The 14,997-nt window shown below is 69.2% G+C and carries 14 protein-coding genes; 6 read left to right on the forward strand and 8 right to left on the reverse strand.

The window, feature by feature from the left end; genetic code table 11:
* Nucleotides 1-63: 63 nt before the first annotated feature.
* On the reverse strand, nucleotides 64-783 hold the full coding sequence (locus OH768_RS27310; RefSeq protein ID WP_406457863.1) for an alpha/beta fold hydrolase: 720 nt from the start codon (nucleotides 781-783) through the stop codon (nucleotides 64-66).
* Nucleotides 784-851: 68 nt separating this feature from the next.
* On the opposite strand from OH768_RS27310, the gene OH768_RS27315 reads away from it, so the two are divergent.
* Complete coding sequence (locus tag OH768_RS27315; RefSeq protein ID WP_406457865.1) at nucleotides 852-1,445, forward strand: TetR/AcrR family transcriptional regulator; 594 nt, start codon at nucleotides 852-854, stop codon at nucleotides 1,443-1,445.
* A 126-nt stretch (nucleotides 1,446-1,571) separates the two neighbouring features.
* Nucleotides 1,572-1,847, forward strand: a complete 276-nt coding sequence (locus OH768_RS27320; protein ID WP_406457867.1) for a hypothetical protein — start codon at nucleotides 1,572-1,574, stop codon at nucleotides 1,845-1,847.
* Between the two features lie 83 nt (nucleotides 1,848-1,930).
* Here OH768_RS27320 and OH768_RS27325 read toward each other — a convergent pair whose 3' ends face one another.
* The 7 genes from OH768_RS27325 to OH768_RS27355 all read right to left on the reverse strand — a co-directional run bounded on the left by OH768_RS27325 (nucleotide 1,931) and on the right by OH768_RS27355 (nucleotide 8,660).
* Nucleotides 1,931-2,509 carry a hypothetical protein gene (locus tag OH768_RS27325; protein ID WP_406457869.1) on the reverse strand — a complete coding sequence of 193 codons (579 nt, stop codon included), beginning with the start codon at nucleotides 2,507-2,509 and terminating at the stop codon, nucleotides 1,931-1,933.
* Nucleotides 2,510-2,593: 84 nt separating this feature from the next.
* Nucleotides 2,594-3,652: a lactonase family protein gene (locus tag OH768_RS27330; RefSeq protein ID WP_406457871.1), complete on the reverse strand. Its 1,059-nt coding sequence runs from the start codon at nucleotides 3,650-3,652 to the stop codon at nucleotides 2,594-2,596.
* 41 nt (nucleotides 3,653-3,693) lie between these two features.
* Complete coding sequence (locus tag OH768_RS27335) at nucleotides 3,694-4,665, reverse strand: sugar kinase (RefSeq protein ID WP_406457873.1); 972 nt, start codon at nucleotides 4,663-4,665, stop codon at nucleotides 3,694-3,696.
* The gene (locus OH768_RS27340) at nucleotides 4,662-5,351 is read right to left on the reverse strand and encodes a bifunctional 4-hydroxy-2-oxoglutarate aldolase/2-dehydro-3-deoxy-phosphogluconate aldolase (RefSeq protein ID WP_406457875.1); all 690 of its coding nucleotides are present in this window, start codon (nucleotides 5,349-5,351) and stop codon (nucleotides 4,662-4,664) included. The genes OH768_RS27335 and OH768_RS27340 overlap by 4 nt, the downstream gene beginning before the upstream one ends.
* Nucleotides 5,348-6,283 (reverse strand): carbohydrate ABC transporter permease, encoded by a 936-nt coding sequence (locus OH768_RS27345; protein ID WP_406457877.1) that lies wholly within the window; start codon nucleotides 6,281-6,283, stop codon nucleotides 5,348-5,350. The genes OH768_RS27340 and OH768_RS27345 overlap by 4 nt, the downstream gene beginning before the upstream one ends.
* Before the next feature lie 79 nt (nucleotides 6,284-6,362).
* On the reverse strand, nucleotides 6,363-7,235 hold the full coding sequence (locus OH768_RS27350) for a carbohydrate ABC transporter permease (protein ID WP_388111072.1): 873 nt from the start codon (nucleotides 7,233-7,235) through the stop codon (nucleotides 6,363-6,365).
* A gap of 156 nt (nucleotides 7,236-7,391) precedes the next feature.
* Nucleotides 7,392-8,660 carry an ABC transporter substrate-binding protein gene (locus OH768_RS27355; RefSeq protein WP_406457879.1) on the reverse strand — a complete coding sequence of 423 codons (1,269 nt, stop codon included), beginning with the start codon at nucleotides 8,658-8,660 and terminating at the stop codon, nucleotides 7,392-7,394.
* Between the two features lie 335 nt (nucleotides 8,661-8,995).
* Between OH768_RS27355 and OH768_RS27360 the strand changes: the two genes are divergently transcribed.
* The 4 genes from OH768_RS27360 to OH768_RS27375 all read left to right on the forward strand — a co-directional run bounded on the left by OH768_RS27360 (nucleotide 8,996) and on the right by OH768_RS27375 (nucleotide 14,957).
* Nucleotides 8,996-10,036, forward strand: coding sequence for a LacI family DNA-binding transcriptional regulator (locus OH768_RS27360; RefSeq protein WP_406457881.1), 1,041 nt, complete (start codon nucleotides 8,996-8,998; stop codon nucleotides 10,034-10,036).
* Nucleotides 10,037-10,239: 203 nt separating this feature from the next.
* Complete coding sequence (locus OH768_RS27365) at nucleotides 10,240-11,028, forward strand: SDR family NAD(P)-dependent oxidoreductase (RefSeq protein WP_406457883.1); 789 nt, start codon at nucleotides 10,240-10,242, stop codon at nucleotides 11,026-11,028.
* 89 nt (nucleotides 11,029-11,117) lie between these two features.
* A complete protein-coding gene (gene dgoD / locus OH768_RS27370) occupies nucleotides 11,118-12,263 on the forward strand; it encodes a galactonate dehydratase (protein ID WP_406457885.1) in 1,146 nt (381 codons plus the stop codon).
* 192 nt (nucleotides 12,264-12,455) lie between these two features.
* A complete protein-coding gene (locus OH768_RS27375; RefSeq protein WP_406457887.1) occupies nucleotides 12,456-14,957 on the forward strand; it encodes a carbohydrate binding domain-containing protein in 2,502 nt (833 codons plus the stop codon).
* The last annotated feature ends 40 nt before the right edge of the window (nucleotides 14,958-14,997 follow it).

Genomic DNA, 14,997 nt, shown 5'->3' on the forward strand with positions numbered 1-14,997 from the left:
ACCTGCGGGTAAGTTACTCGTGATACCTGTCGGTAGGTTACGTTTCGGTAATGTGACTGACTGTCAAGTCGCGGCGATCCGATTGAGACGGTCGGCCACGGCTTCCGGCTCGCTGACCATCAGGTCGTGGCCGGTGTCGATGTCCCACAACCGCCCGGCCGCACGCGCCGGTTCGAGGTCCGCCGGATCGCGGAAGGGCAGGGTCGAGGTGCAGACGATCTGCGACTGCGGAAGCGCGCGCACCGCCGCCTCGTCCTTCAGCCGCAACGGCTGCTCGAAGCACTTCCAGGGATGGGGCGTGATCTTCGGCGCCAGCCAGGCGATGTCGTCCGGATCGGTCAACCCGTAGTGGGGCATGGGCCCTTCACCCGGAAAGTTCACCAACTCCACGCCATCGACCACCCGTCCCGTCGCCCGGGAGGCGGCCATCAACTCCGGTGCCACATCGGCGAGGGACTGCCCGTTGGCCGGGGTGGCCGCGTCCAGGTAGGCGAGATGGCCGACGTGGTCGAGGGCGCGGTCGGCGGCACCGGTGATGACCATCCCGCCGTAGCTGTGCCCGACGAGAATGGCGTCGAACAGCCCCTCGTACCGCAGTAGTTGAACCACATCGGTGATGTGCGTGTCGAGATCGACACCTGGCCCGAGCAGATGCGCCCGCTCACCGAGCCCGGTCAGAGTCGGGGCGTACACCTCATGACCGTCCGCGCGCAGGATCCGCGCGACGCGCTGATAGCACCATCCACCGTGACTGCCGCCGTGCACGAGAACGTACGTAGCCATGCGGGCCTCCTGCCTTACCCGGCAACTGTCGGATAACCATCAGGTGTTGGAGAGAATACTGTTGCCGCATGCCAGCGCAACCCCCTGAACGACACGGCCTTCCCGACCCCCGCGTCCTGCGCTCCCGCGCCGCCCTTGAGGCCGCCCTGCGCGAACTGGTCACCGAACGCGACCTGCGCCAGATATCCGTCGCCGACCTCACGAAACGGGCCGGCGTCAACCGCTCGACGTTCTACGAGCACTACGCCGACGTCCACGACCTGGCGGTCGCCGCGTGCACCGCGACCTACGACGAGTTGGTGGCCACGGCCCCCATCCCGCACGGCCAACTGTCGCCTGACGGCAGCCCGTTGCCCAACCCCCTACCGGCCCTCTTCACCCATGTCGCCGCACACGCCCCCCTCTACCGGGCCCTCCTCTGCGACGAGGGCAGCGCCCGCATGATCAACCACCTCCTCCACCGCATCACCCTCGCGGCCCGCACCAGCCGCGGCCTGCCCACCGACACCGACACCACCGACCCGGTCTCCGCCTTCCTCGCGGGCGCGATCCTGGGCACGGTCATGGACTGGCTGCGGCGGGACTGCGCGGGGTCGGCGGAGGAGGTCGGGGCGGCGGTTTGGCCTTGTGCGGTGGCTTGTGCGGAGGTCGCGCTCCGGTGACCGTTCACATCGACCGGTGTTCGATCACCCACGCATCCTGGTGTTCGGCGAACGCCGGGAACGCCACGATGGCGGACGTCAGGACCTGGGAAGTGCGTCCGTGGTGTGTGTGGCAGCGTCCACGACATGACGAGCACCGGGATGGGCCGTGGACTGGACTTGTTCCGCGAGGGCGATTCCCCCATCTACACGCTGACCTTCGTGCGGGACCTGACCCCTGCCGAGCTGCTCACCCGCATGGCGGTGGATCCGGAGACGTTGGCGCTTCGCGACGGCCGTGGTGCTCCACTACAACGAGAAGCCGATGCACTGGTGGAGAGCGCTTTTGATATCCGGCTGAGGCAACCAGGCGACGTTGACGACGAGCGTTGGAGCGGCAGGTTGCTTCTTCTGCCGGGATGAATGCCTCAAAGCAGCGGCCTTCGGCGCGGGGCGTGGCGAAAGGCCGGCCGAACGAGAACCTGGCGGCTGTGGAACGCCACGTCTCAGGTCTCGGGAACCCATTCCGCGGGAGGAGGCATGCGGCTGTAGTGGGGTCCCCTGGTGCCGTACTGGGCGAGGTGCAGGATCTCGCCGCCGACCTGGAGTTCTGCCGGCGGAGGGTTGGGAACCCTGATCTGAGGGTGGCGCCGGCCGTCGATGACGATGCTCTCCCGGAGGTCGTTCCGGCCGTCCGCCCAGCTCTGGGCCCGCTCGCGAGTCCACGGGTTCTGAAGGGTCCGCGGGGCGGCCGGGTCGTGGTCGTACCCGTTGAGACTGCGGACGAGACCTTCGCTGTAGACACCCTTGACCCGGAAGTTCTCCAGGTCGTCCGCGCGCACGACCATGTTGACGTACCGGCGGCCGTTGCCCCTGTGCCGCCCGACAGCGTGCCAGCGGCCCCAGCCGGGGTCCCAGCGCGGGGGCGGGATCCACAGCCGGGCACCCACCGGGAAGTGCTTCGTGCCGCGCTGGATGTCGAGACCACCCTCGCCGCGCGTGGTCTCCCGCGACACGTTGGCCACCAGACACCAGCCCAGCAGCCCGTCCGGCGTCTCATCTTCGATGGGTTCCGTGTCTGCCACACCGAGAATTCTCAGGCATGGGACGGGACGTGAACCAGCGGTTTTCAGCTGAGCCGACCGGAGCGCGGCAGCGCGCCTCTGCGCTCACACCACAAGCCCACACACCACCGAACCCACAGCAACCACCAATCCCGTCTCCTCCAATGTCCCGTCCCCCAACACCCGCAACACCGCCACAGTCCCGCTGTGTTGATTCGCCACCAGCAGCTGCCCCGGCGCCGAAGTCAGTCCCCGAGGCCAGCTCCCCCCGCTCGGGATCTCCCCCAGGGGCTCAAGCACGGTGCCCGCCAGCCGGAACGCCGCCACCGTGTCCGCTCCCCGGTTGGTGACCCAGACATAGCGGCCACAGGTCGAAGTGACGATGCCGCCGGGCTGGTTGGGGATGTCCGCTACGGCCGTTGCCGGCACCCGGGACAGTTCGTGCAGGGTGCCCGTCAACGCGTCGTAGCGATGGCAGGTCACCGTGGAGGAGAGCTCGTCGGCGCTGAGGACCAGGTCGCCGGCCGGGGTGAAGGCGAGGTGGCGGGGGCCGGAGCCCGGGCGGAGTTGCGAGGCCGCCACCGGGTTCAACCTGCCGGTGACGACGTCCAGTTGATACGTGAACACCGTGTCCGCGCCCAGATCCGTCGCCAGGATGTAGCGGCCCGCCGGGTCGAGGAGGACCTGGTGGGCGTGGCTGCTCTCCTGGCGGCCGGTCACCGGGCCCGAACCCTTGTGCTCGACCACGTCCGTGAGGTCCGACAGCCGGCCGTCCGCGTCCAGGCGGTGTACGGCCACCGTGCCGGGCAGCGTGTCCGTGCCGTAGTTGGCGGTGAGGAGGAAGTCGCCGCTCGGGTGGACGGACACGTGGCACGGATTCGCGCCGCCGCTGGTCAGGGGCGCCCCCAGCGGAGTCGGGGCCGCGCCCTCCCGCAGGGCGAACGCGCCCACCGCGCCCGGCGTCGACTCGTGCGTCGTGTAGACGACGGGGAGCGTCGGGTGTGCGGCCAGGAAGGACGCGCCGCTCGCCGCCACCGCGTCCACCACGCTCAGCCCACCGTCCTCCGGGGTGAGCCGCAGCGCCGTCAGGCCGACGCCCTCACCACCCGTGTCCGGTGTGTACGAACCCGTCAGGACGTCGACGTGACTGGAAATACTGGTCATTGGGCGCTCGGTTCCTCAGTGGAGTACGTCGACGGAGTACATCAGCGGAGTACGTCGTCATGGTGGTCCAGCAGCGAGAGTTCGGCCCGGCGCGGCAGGCCCTCCCAGTCGCCCTCCGTGCCGACCGCGAACGCGCCGACGCGGGCGGCCGTGTCGAGCCGGACCGGCGCGGGCGCACCCGCCAGCAGCTCGGCCAAGTAGCCCGCCACGAAGGCGTCCCCGGCGCCGACCGAGTCGTGGACACGGGCGGGCAGTGCGGGTTGGCGGTGCGGGCGGCCGTCGAGGAGCGCGAAGGCTCCCTCCGCGCCCAGCTTGATCACGGCACCGGAGGGGCCCAACCCGCAGATCCCCTTGGCCAGTTCCTCGGGTTCGTGGCGGTCCGGCACCGCGAGCCGGGCCTCGTGCGGGCCCGCGAACACCAGGTCGCTGTCGTGGAGAAGGGGGAGGACCGCCTCCCGCGCCTCGTCCTCGTTCCACAGCAGCGAACGGAAGTTGATGTCGAGGGACACCAACACCCCTGCCTCGCGGGCGATATCGACCGCCCGGCGGACCGCTCGTGCCGGTCCCTCCCCCAACGCCGGTGTGATGCCGGTGATGTGGAGGACCGACGCCCCCGCCACCACCTCCTCCGGGATGTCCTCGGGGGCCAGGCGGACGCCCGCCGTCGCCGTCCGGTAGTAGCGCATCCGGTGGTGCGTGCTGGTGCGTCTCTCCTTGAGGAGGAGGGAAGTCGGTGCCGCATCGCGTACCGCCACAGCGGTGACCCCTTCCGCCCGCAGTTCGCGCAGCACCAGTTCGCCCAGCTCGTCCTCGCTGACGCGGCCGATCCAAGTGGCCTTGCCGCCGAGGCGACTTACGCCGATCGCCACGTTGGACTCGGCGCCGGCGATGCCGAGGCGCAGGGTGGTGCCCAGGGTGAGCGGGCCGGGACCGGCGGCGGACAGGACGCCCAGGGTCTCGCCCACGGTGACGAGGTAGGGCTCGTCTTTTTCGACAACAGGCTTGCTGTTCACAGGTGGTTCTTCTCCTCGGGCCCGGTGTCGGGCCTGACCGTTTCCAGCAGTGCGCGGGCCCGGGCCGTGAGGGCGTCCAGTGCCTCGGGGCTGGGGTCCCGGTCGGCGTCGCGCAGCAGCGGGGAGCCGACGCCGACAGCGAGTGCCCCGGCCGCCATGTACTGGCCCGCCGCTTCGAGGTCCACGCCGCCGACCGCCATGAGCGGTATGTGCGGCAGCGGGGCGCGGAGCTGGCGCAGATGGGTGGGGCCTCCGGTGCAGGCCGGGAAGAGTTTCACGGCTGCCGCGCCGGCCCGCCAGGCGGTGGTCACCTCGGTGGCGGTCCATGCTCCCGGGTAGAAGGGGATGTCCTGGTCGGCCGCGTCGTGGATGACGTCCGGTTCGACGTTCGGGGAGACCAGGAACTCGGCGCCCGCCGCCAGCGCGTCCCGGGTGTCGGCCGTGCTGAGGACCGTACCGGCGCCGACCGATACCCCGGCGCCGAGTTCGTCCTTGATGCGGGCGATCGCGTCGAGCGCTCCGTCGGTGGTGAGGGTGACCTCCAGGCAGGTGACCCCGCCGGCCGCGAGGGCACGGGCCGCGGCCGGCAGCGCAGAGGCGTCGGCCGACCTGAGGATGGCCATCACCCGGGTACTGATCAACTGGGGTGTGATCAGGGGCCGTTGCAGAAACTGATTGTCCGTCACTTGACTGCTCCCGCCGACATTCCGGCGACCATCTGGCGCTGGAAGAAGATGAAGATGACCAGGAGGGGCAGCACACCCAGCAGCGCGGCCGGGAAGAGGGTGGTCGGCTGCACGGTGTGCGGGTCGATGAAGGAGTACGCGTTCACCATGACGGTGCGCTTGCCCGGGTCCTGGAGGAATACGAGGGGGACCAGCAGGTCGTTCCAGATCTGCAGGGAGATGAAGGTCAGCAGGGTGCTGGTGACCGGTCGCAGCAGCGGCAGGATGACGACGAAGAAGGTGCGCAGCGCGCCGCAGCCGTCGAGGGCCGCCGCCTCCTCCAGGTCGGCCGGGATCTGGCGGATGAAGCTGGTGTAGAAGAACACGGCGAGCGGCAGGTTGAGCGCGGTGTAGATGAAGACGACGCCCGCGTAGGTGTCCAGCAGGTTCAGGTCGCGCATCAGCAGGTACAGCGGTGCCACCACGACGAACACGGGGATCGACGTGCCGAGGATGAACAGCCGGTACACCGCCGTCGACCAGCCCGCCGTGATGCGGGCCAGCGGGTAGCCCGCGAGCGCGCCGAGCACCGTGATGAGGACGCACGAAAGCCCGGTGATCAGAAGGGTGTTGAGGGTGCTGGTGCCGTAGTGGATCTGGCTGAAGGCGTGCGTGAAGTTCTTCAGCGTGAAGGAGTGCGGGATGCCCAGCGGGGAGCGCGCCACGTCCGCCGCGGTGCGCAGTGAGGTGACGATCGTGAAGACGAACGGCAGGACGAAGAGGACCGTGCCGAGGGTGAGCGCCGTGGTGCCGAGGCCGGCCGCCAGCCTGCGCGGGGTCCACGGGGCGGCGGCGCGGGGGCCGGCCGGAGTGCGGGGCCGGGGCGTGGCGCGCTTCCCGGCGGGGCGGACGGTCTCCGGTACGGAGACCGGTGTCGAGGGGGGTGAGGTCATGGGGTGATCCGTCCGATTCCAACGGTGCCGACGGGGAACTGCTGGGCGTGCGTACGCACTTGAGAGCGTCCGTACGTCGTCACACGCGCCGTTCGCGCAGTCTGAGCAGGGAGTTGGTCGCGCTGGACAGGACGACCACGGTCACCAGGAGCAGTACGGCGATGGCGACGCCGTAGGCGAACTTCCCGCCGCCGAAGATGTTCCGGTACACGAGCAGGGTCAGGGTGTCGGTGGCGCCGGCCGGGCCGCCGTTGGTCAGGACGAGCGGGAACTCGAAGACCTTGAGCGAACCGATCAGGCTGAGCGTCACGTTGACGGTGAGCGCGGGTGCCAGCAGCGGCCACTCGATGCTGCGGAACCGCCGCCAGCCGCTCGCGCCGTCCAGGGCGGCGGCCTCAAGGAGTTCGGTCGGCATGCTCATATAGCTGGCGAGGAAGATCGCACACGAGTAGCCGGTGAACATCCAGATGTTGACGGTCGCGACCGAGTACAGCGCGGTGGACGGGTCGCCGAGCCAGACGTGCTTGAGGCCGCCGAGGCCGACCCCGTCGAGCAGGGCGTTGAGGCCCCCGTTCGGCGCGAAGAGGTACGACCAGATGAACGCGGCCATCAGCGGGGAGATCAGCGTCGGCGTCAACAGGACGACGTTCAGGGCCTTTCGGACCTTCGGGCGGCGGAACAGCATCGACGCGAAGAGCAGCCCGAGGCCGTTCTGCGCGACGACGACCACGAGGGCGTAGAGGACCGTGTGCCACAGGGCGGCGGAGATCTGCGGGTCGTCGGCCATCGCCTGGTACTGGTCCATGCCGACGAAGTGGGAGATCGGGCCGCCGACGCTGTCGGTCAGGCTCAAGTAGACGCCCTTGAACAGCGGATACAGGATGAAGAGCGCGTACACGGCGATCGCGGGGAGCAGGAAGGCGGCCATGGTGGCACGCCGTCGGTGGAACACGGGGGATCAACCTCCTTGGCCGTCAGGCCCCTTGGGGGAGTGGGTGCGCGGCTCGGGCGGGCCGCGGTGGGGCGGTGGATGCGGGGTGAGCACCCGGGTCGTACGCCCGCACCGCGGCGGTCCCGAAACGGCCGAGCAACTCCCGTACGTACGGGGCTACTTGGCGGACGCCGCCGTCTGGATGTCCTTCAGCGTCTTCGCCGCGTCGGACTGGCCCAGCAGGAACGACTGGATCTTGGAGCCGGTGTCGGTCTCCGACTGGGAGCCGTACCAGGTGTTGGAGGGAAGGACCCGGTAACGGCCTTCGGTGAAGGCGGTGTTGAAGATGGTCGTCTCCGTCGAGTCGGGCGTGGTGCCACCGGTGAACGGGGACTCGGCGTGCTCGGCGTCCAGGTACTTCGCCAGATTCGCGCTCTGCGACCAGAACTTGACGTACTCCTTCGCCGCGTCCGCGTGCTGCGACTGGGAGTTGACGCCCCACGCGGTGCCGGAGAACAGCATCGCGTTCGGCTTGGTGCCGGCCGCGCCGCCCGGCCAGGGGGCGAACGAGACCGGGAAACCGGCCTTCTTGATGTTGGAGACCTGCCAGGCACCCTGGTACCAGAAGGCGCTCTTGCCCGCGCTGAAGTCCTGCGGCCCCTGCGACCACTCGTCGACGCCGAGCTCGTTCTTCCAGTTCACATAGCCCTTGTCACCAAGGGTCTTGAGCTGGTCGAGCGGCTCCTTCCAGTCCGAGCCGAAGGACGCCTTGCCGGCCAGGAAGTCCGCGTCCCACTGCTTGTTCTTCTGGTAGACGGTCGTCGAACCGCTGGCCTGGAAGACCGAGCTGCCGGTCCAACCCGCCTTGTCGGGAAGGGAGATGGGCGTGATCCCGGCCTTCTTGAGCTTGGCGAGGTCGGCGAGGAACGTCGGCCAGTCGGCGGGGACCTCGGTGATCCCGGCCTTCTTCAGCAGGTCCATGTTGGCGTAGAGACCGATGCCGATCAGCTCCATCGGCATGGCCAGCGTCTTGCCGTCGCTCTGCGTGAAGGGCTTCGCGGCCGAGGATATGGAGCCGACCCACGACTCGTTGGAGAGGTCCGCGAGGTAGCCGGAGGCACCCCACTTCTTCATCTTGTCGGCGTCGACCATGATGACGTCGCCGGCCTTGCCGCCCAGCAGCTCGGGCTGCAGCTTCTGCGTGTAGGTGGGGTCCGCGGTGGTGTACTTGAAGTCGATCTTGATCTTCGGATGCGCCGCCTCGAACGCCTTGTTGATCTCGGCGATGTTCGCCGGCTCCGCGCCGCCGCCCTTCCACGCCTCCACGTGGAGCGTGACCGTCCCGTCCGCCGAGGTCGAGTCGGAGCCGCCGCCACAGGCGGCGAGCGACGTCGCCAGGGCGGCGACCGTGGTGGCGACCGTGAGCAGTCTCCCGGAGCGCTTCATTGCACACCTCACCCATCATCGGCGCATGCCGATTTCGTCGTGCTTGCAGGGGTTTCTACGGAAAGTTGAGGGGTCCTCTGGTTTCGCCGAGTCCCGTCGGCTGTGCGAGGACCATCATGGTTTGCCGGGCCTGAATGGATATATCACTGAAATCCATCGAAGGAAACCGGTTGACCAACGACTTCGGCGAACGCTAGGTTGCGGCGCCAGAAGGTGTCAAGAGGTCAAACGCAACACCCCACGCCGATCGCCACACCCCAGGCGAATCCGGCAGCAGGGCATGATTCGCAGGACGGCCGGGGTCGTCGACAGCGTGGTTGACAGGGAGGACTCGCGTGGCTGAACAGCCCGTACGGGCAAGGCTGGTGGACGTCGCACGGGAGGCGGGAGTCTCCAAGGCGACGGTGTCCAAGGTGCTCAACGGACGGCAGGACCTGTCCGTCCGGCCGGAGACCCGACAGCGCGTCCACGAGGTCGCCGCCGCCCTGGGCTACCGCCCGCACTCCGGGGCCCGCGCCCTGGCCGGGGCCAGCACCCACGCCCTGGCCCTGCTGGTGCCGGCCCTCAACAACCCGACCTACGTCACCATCTCCCGGGGCGCCTACCAGCGCGCCCGTGAACTGGGCTATCTCTCCCTGCTCGCCGAGGACTTCGACGGCCAGGAGGCCGACGACACCTTCAACGACCTGGTCAAGGAGGGCCGCGTCGACGGCCTGCTGATCGCCTCGGCCCGCCCCCACCACCCCCTACTGGAGACCCTGAGCCGCAACCCGGTTCCGCACGTCTTCCTCAACCGCGCCGTCAAGGGCTCGGGCCGCAACGTCACGATGGACGTGGCGCGTTCGAGCGTCACGGCCCTCGACCACCTGCACGGACTCGGTCACCGGGTGATCGGCCACATCGCCGGCCCCTCGGGGATCACCCCCAGCGAGGACCGCAGGGACGCGTTCCTACGGCACTCCGCCGCACTGGGACTCCTCTCGGCACCGGTCGCCTCCGGCGACTTCACCGAGGAGGGCGGCGCGGCGGCCGCCCGCGAACTCCTCACCCCCGCCGAGGACCGGCCCCCGGTCACCGCGCTGTACACCAGCTCGCTGGCCCAGGCCATCGGGGCGATGCGGGCCATCCACGAACGCGGCCTGCGCATCCCCGAGGACATCTCCCTGGTCGGCAACGACGACCTCCCCGTCGCCGGCTACCTCACCCCACCGCTCACCACGGTCGCGATGCCCCTGCACGAACTGGGGACGGCGGCGGTGGACGCGCTGGTCGCGGAGATCCGGGGGGAGTCGCCCGGGGACGTGGTCGTGCCGACCGAGCCTCGGTTGGTGTTGCGGGGGTCCACGGCTCGGCCGGGGGCCGGCGGGGTGGCGTGACCCGTAGGACCCGTAGGACCCGACCCGTACGACCCGAATGCGTGAGCACGGGCTGACCCGTAGTACCCGTACGACCCGTAGCACCCGTACGACCTGACCGGAAGGGTCGGCCCGAGCCGTAGGCCGACCCGGAAGGGCACCCCGTAGGACGGATGACCGTAGGACGGATGACCGGACGGGCCGGTCACGCCGAGAGGAACACCATGAGCCGCACCACCCCCGAGAACCACCCCGACCGTCACGCCTCTCGTTTCACCGGCCGCACGGCCCTTCTCACCGCCGCCGCCTCCGGCATCGGCGCCGCCACCGCGCGACGCCTCGCCGAGGAAGGAGCGTCCGTGCTGGTCACCGACGTGGACGCGGCCGGGGCCGAGAAGGTGGCCGAAGATGTCCGCGGCAAGGGCGGCCAGGCCCGTCACCTGGGGCTGGACGTCACGAACCCCGAGGCGTGGCCGGAGGCGATCCGGACCGCCCAGGAGTGGACCGGCCGCCTCGACCTGCTGCACCTCAACGCCGGCCGCAACCTCCCCGGCGCGATCCACGAACTCGACGACTCCTCCTGGCACGACCACCTCCGCCTCGCCCTCGACTCCGTCTTCTACGGCGTCAGGGCCGCCGTTCCGCTGCTCTCGGCGGCCGGTGGCGCGGTGGTCGTCACGGGCTCCGTGCACGCGGTGCTCGGCTTCAGCGGCTTCCCCGCGTACGCGGCGGCCAAGGGCGGAGTCAACGCGCTGGTACGGCAGCTGGCGGTCGAGTACGCGGGCCGGATCAGGTTCAACGCGGTCGTGCCCGGTGCGGTGGACACCGGCCTGTGGACCGACGCGCCGGACGAGTACCGGGCCCAGACGGTCGCCCGCACCCCGGTGGGCCGGATCGGCGAACCCGAGGACATCGCCGCCGCCGTCGCCTTCCTCGGCTCCGACGACGCGTCGTTCATCACCGGCCAGAACCTGGTCGTGGACGGCGGGCGCAGCATCAGCTCGCAGGAGTAGGACCCCGGCTCCCTCGCTCCTCCCCCTCCCCCCGCTCCCCGTACTCCCCGTACTCCCCGTACTACCCGTAGGACCCGGAGGTCCGCAGCATGAAAATCACCGGATACGAGCTGTTCCTCGTCGAACCGCGCTGGCTCTTCCTGCGCGTCGACACCGACGAGGGCATATCCGGCTGGGGCGAGCCCATCGTGGAGGGCAAGGCCCACACCACGGCCAAGGCGGTCGAGGAGATGTTCGACTACCTGACCGGCCAGGACCCCGCCCGTATCGAGGAACACTGGCAGATGCTCGCCAAGGGCGGCTTCTACCGCGGCGGCCCGGTCCTCAGCAGCGCCCTCGCGGGCATCGACCAGGCCCTGTGGGACATCGCGGGCAAGGCCCACGGCGTGCCCGTGCACCAACTCCTCGGCGGTCACGTCCGCGACCGCGTCCGCATCTACGGCTGGCTCTACGGCGAGACTCCCGAGGAACTCGCCGAGTCGGCGGCGGGCCAGGTCGCCAAGGGCCTGACGGCCGTAAAAATGAACCCCTGCGCGCAGCTCGAACCGCTCGCGACCCCCGCCGCGATCGACGCGATCGTGGCCCGGGTGGCCGCCGTACGGGAAGCGATCGGCCCGGACCGCGACCTGGCGCTGGACTTCCACGGCCGCTTCAGCGGAGCGATGTCGAGGCGCGTACTGCCGTACCTGGAACCGCTGTTGCCGATGTTCGTGGAGGAACCGGTCCTCCCGGAATTCACCCGCGACCTCGGCGACGTGGTCCGCGCCACCTCCATCCCGATCGCGACCGGCGAACGCCTCTTCTCCCGCTGGGACTTCAGGGAGGTCCTCGGTGCCGGCATCGCGGTGGCCCAGCCAGACATCAGCCACGCGGGCGGCATCTCGGAGACCCGCAGGATCGCCGCGATGGCCGAGGCCTACGACGTGCTCGTGGCCCCGCACTGCCCACTGGGCCCCATCGCACTCGCCGCGAGCCTCCAACTCGACTTCGCCGTACCGAACTTCCTCATCCAGGAACAGTCCCTGGGCATCGGCTACGGCGACAGCAGCGGCCTGCTCGGCTACCTCGCCGACGCCTCGCCCTTCGAGGTCCAGGACGGCTACATCCACCGCCTGACGGCCCCCGGCCTCGGCATCACGGTCGACGAGGACAAGGTCCGCGCCGCCGCCGAACGCGGCCACCGCTGGCGCAACCCGGTCTGGCGCAACGCGGACGGTTCACTGGCGTCCTGGTAGCCCGAGTTCCTCAACTGGCTCAACCGGCGGGGCTGTTGGCTTCGCGCTGCCCCGACGCCGTCGCATCCGGCGTCGGGACAGCACCACACGCTCCAGGCGCACCGGCGGCAACCGGTCATCGCGCCTGGTGAAGAGGGGAATCTCGCCGCACGCAGCGGCAAGGGACACATCCACCCATCCAAGGAGCGCGCAATGAAGCGTCGCAGATTCGGTTCTCCCGACAGACCACTTTCCGCCACCCGCCGAAAGCCCGGGGTCCTCGCCCTGCTCGCCGCGCTGGCGGGCGCCCTGCTCGTCCCCGTCACGGCGACCAACGCGGCGGCAGCGGGCACGAGTTACTACGTCGACTGCTCGGCCTCCTCCAACGGCACCGGCACCAGCGCCAGCCCCTGGAACTCGGCAACAGCCGTCAACAGCAAGACATTTGCCGCAGGCGACAGCATCCTCTTCAAGGCCGGCACGACCTGCACCGGCCAGCTCACCCCCGGCGGCTCGGGCGCCTCCGGCAGCAACATCTCCATGTCGTCCTACGGTTCGGGCGCGAAGCCGATTATCGACGCGGCGGGCGCGACGGGCGCGGTCATCCACCTCCTGAACCAGCAGTACTGGGACATAGGCGGCCTGGAGCTGATCGACAACGCCTCGTCCCCCGCCTACCGTTCGGGCGTCCTGGCCGAGAACAGCTCCGGCGGCGTCCTCAACCACATCCGCGTGCACGACATGTACATCCACAACATCGCGGGCTACGGCGGCGGTTGGTACTCGACGAACGCGGGCGTAGGCGTCCAGACCGACCACACGACACCGGTCTCCACGTGGAACGATGTGGTGGTCGAGAACAACACCTTCGACCACGTGGACCGCATAGCGGTGGCGGTAACACCGGACGCGGACGGCCAGGGCACAGGCCTCACGACCGGCACCGTCATCCGCAACAACACCATGACGTACGACGGCGCGGACGACATCCTGGTCGTCAAGAACGACGGCGCCCTGATCGACGGCAACAAGGCGGGCTACGGCGGCGCCAAGTCGACCTGCCCGCCGTCGGGCCAGTACTGCAACGGCGCCTCGGCCGGCATCTGGATGTCCGGCAGCAGCAACACCGTCGTCCAGAACAACGAGGTCTACTGCCACATCAACGGCGCCGACGGCACCGGCTTCGACGTGGACTGGGGCAACCACAACACCACGTTCCAGTACAACTACAGCCACCAGAACCTCGGCGGCTTCCTCCTGGTGATGCCCCCCTTCACCATCGCCAACGAGCCCACGTCGACGGTCCCCAGCGACGGCACGGTGGTCCGCTACAACATCAGCGAGAACGACGGCAGCAACTCCGGCTGCCCGACATCGGGCACCCAGACCCACGGCGGCGGAGTCCTGCACTTCGTAGGCGGAGTCCCGAACCAGAGCGGCAGCTCGTCCGCGATCCCACTCTTCTACAACAACACGTTCTCGGTCCGCGACGGCCTGAGCACCCCGATCCTGTACTCCCGAGCGGGCACGTCGATCAGCGGCGCGCTGTCCTTCCAGAACAACGCGGTCTTCAACTACGGCTCCGGCAACTACTTCACCACCACCGGCAGTTCGACCTACTCCAACAACCTCTTCTACGGCAACCACCCGTCCCGCGAACCCGCGGACGCGGCAAAGGTGACGTCGGACCCCGAGTTCCGCAACGCGGGCAACGCGAACACGTCCTCCTCCTACACAGGCAAGAACGCGTACCAGGTCCACCCGTCGTCCCCGGCAATCAGGGCAGGCGCGGTAATCGCATCGAACGGCGGCTACGACGCGTACGGCAACGCGGTGTCGGCTACGGCGGCCCCCAACATCGGCGCGTACAACGGCACCGGCGGCAACCTCCTGTCCAACGCGGGCTTCGAGACAGGGAGTTTGTCTCCCTGGACGCAGGCAAGCGGTACGGCGTCATCCGTAACGGCGTCCAACTCCCGCACGGGAGCTGACGCGTTGACGACAGCGGCGAGCGGCAGCGGCGCGAACCAGTCCCTGACAGGCCTGACCCCGTCGACGACGTACTTGCTGACGGGCTGGGGCAAGGTAGCAACGGCAGGCGAAACCCTGGCGATCGGCGTCAAGAACTTCGGCGGCACGGAGACCTACACGAACGTGGCGTCGACGTCGTACTCGCAGGCGGCGATCGTTTTCACGACGGGTGCGTCAGCGACAACGGCCACGGTCTACTGCTGGAAGAACGCCGGTGGAACGGGGGCGGGTTACTGCGACGACCTGGCGGTGGAACCCCTGTCGTCGTCGACGAACACGGTCACGAACCCGAGCTTCGAGACGGGCGCACTGACCCCGTGGACCCAGAGCACGGGCACGGCATCGAGCGTGGCGGCATCCAACGCCCGCACCGGCACGTACTCGCTCCAGACCGGGGTGAGCGCGAGCGGCGCCATCCAGACGGTGAGCGGCCTTACGTCAGGCGGGAGTTACCTGCTGGCGGCGTGGGCGAAGGTGGCGACCTCGGGTGAGGAGGTGGCCGTAGGCGTGAAGAGCTTCGGCGGCACGGAGACGTACCTGCGGGGCTCGACGACGACGTACACCCAGGAACCGATCTTCTTCACGACGGGCGTCTCCAACACGTCGGCGTCGGTGTACTGCTACAAGAACTCCGGCTCGGCGGCGGGGTATTGCGATGACTACACGGTGGTGAAGCTGCCGTAGGACGGCTGAGCGACTGGCATCCCATCCCCCGGGTTTCATG

The organism is Streptomyces sp. NBC_01622 (genome assembly GCF_045209635.1).
Taxonomy (GTDB): domain Bacteria; phylum Actinomycetota; class Actinomycetes; order Streptomycetales; family Streptomycetaceae; genus Streptomyces.

Bases quoted from the DNA above. Each gene is read 5' to 3' on its own strand.
- OH768_RS27375 (WP_406457887.1), top strand. From the start codon at position 12,456: ATGAAGCGTCGCAGATTCGGTTCTCCCGACAGACCACTTTCCGCCACC.
- OH768_RS27365 (WP_406457883.1), top strand. From the start codon at position 10,240: ATGAGCCGCACCACCCCCGAGAACCACCCCGACCGTCACGCCTCTCGT.
- OH768_RS27310 (WP_406457863.1), bottom strand. From the start codon at position 783: ATGGCTACGTACGTTCTCGTGCACGGCGGCAGTCACGGTGGATGGTGC.
- OH768_RS27315 (WP_406457865.1), top strand. From the start codon at position 852: ATGCCAGCGCAACCCCCTGAACGACACGGCCTTCCCGACCCCCGCGTC.
- OH768_RS27320 (WP_406457867.1), top strand. From the start codon at position 1,572: ATGACGAGCACCGGGATGGGCCGTGGACTGGACTTGTTCCGCGAGGGC.
- OH768_RS27345 (WP_406457877.1), bottom strand. From the start codon at position 6,283: ATGACCTCACCCCCCTCGACACCGGTCTCCGTACCGGAGACCGTCCGC.
- OH768_RS27355 (WP_406457879.1), bottom strand. From the start codon at position 8,660: ATGAAGCGCTCCGGGAGACTGCTCACGGTCGCCACCACGGTCGCCGCC.
- dgoD (WP_406457885.1), top strand. From the start codon at position 11,118: ATGAAAATCACCGGATACGAGCTGTTCCTCGTCGAACCGCGCTGGCTC.
- OH768_RS27330 (WP_406457871.1), bottom strand. From the start codon at position 3,652: ATGACCAGTATTTCCAGTCACGTCGACGTCCTGACGGGTTCGTACACA.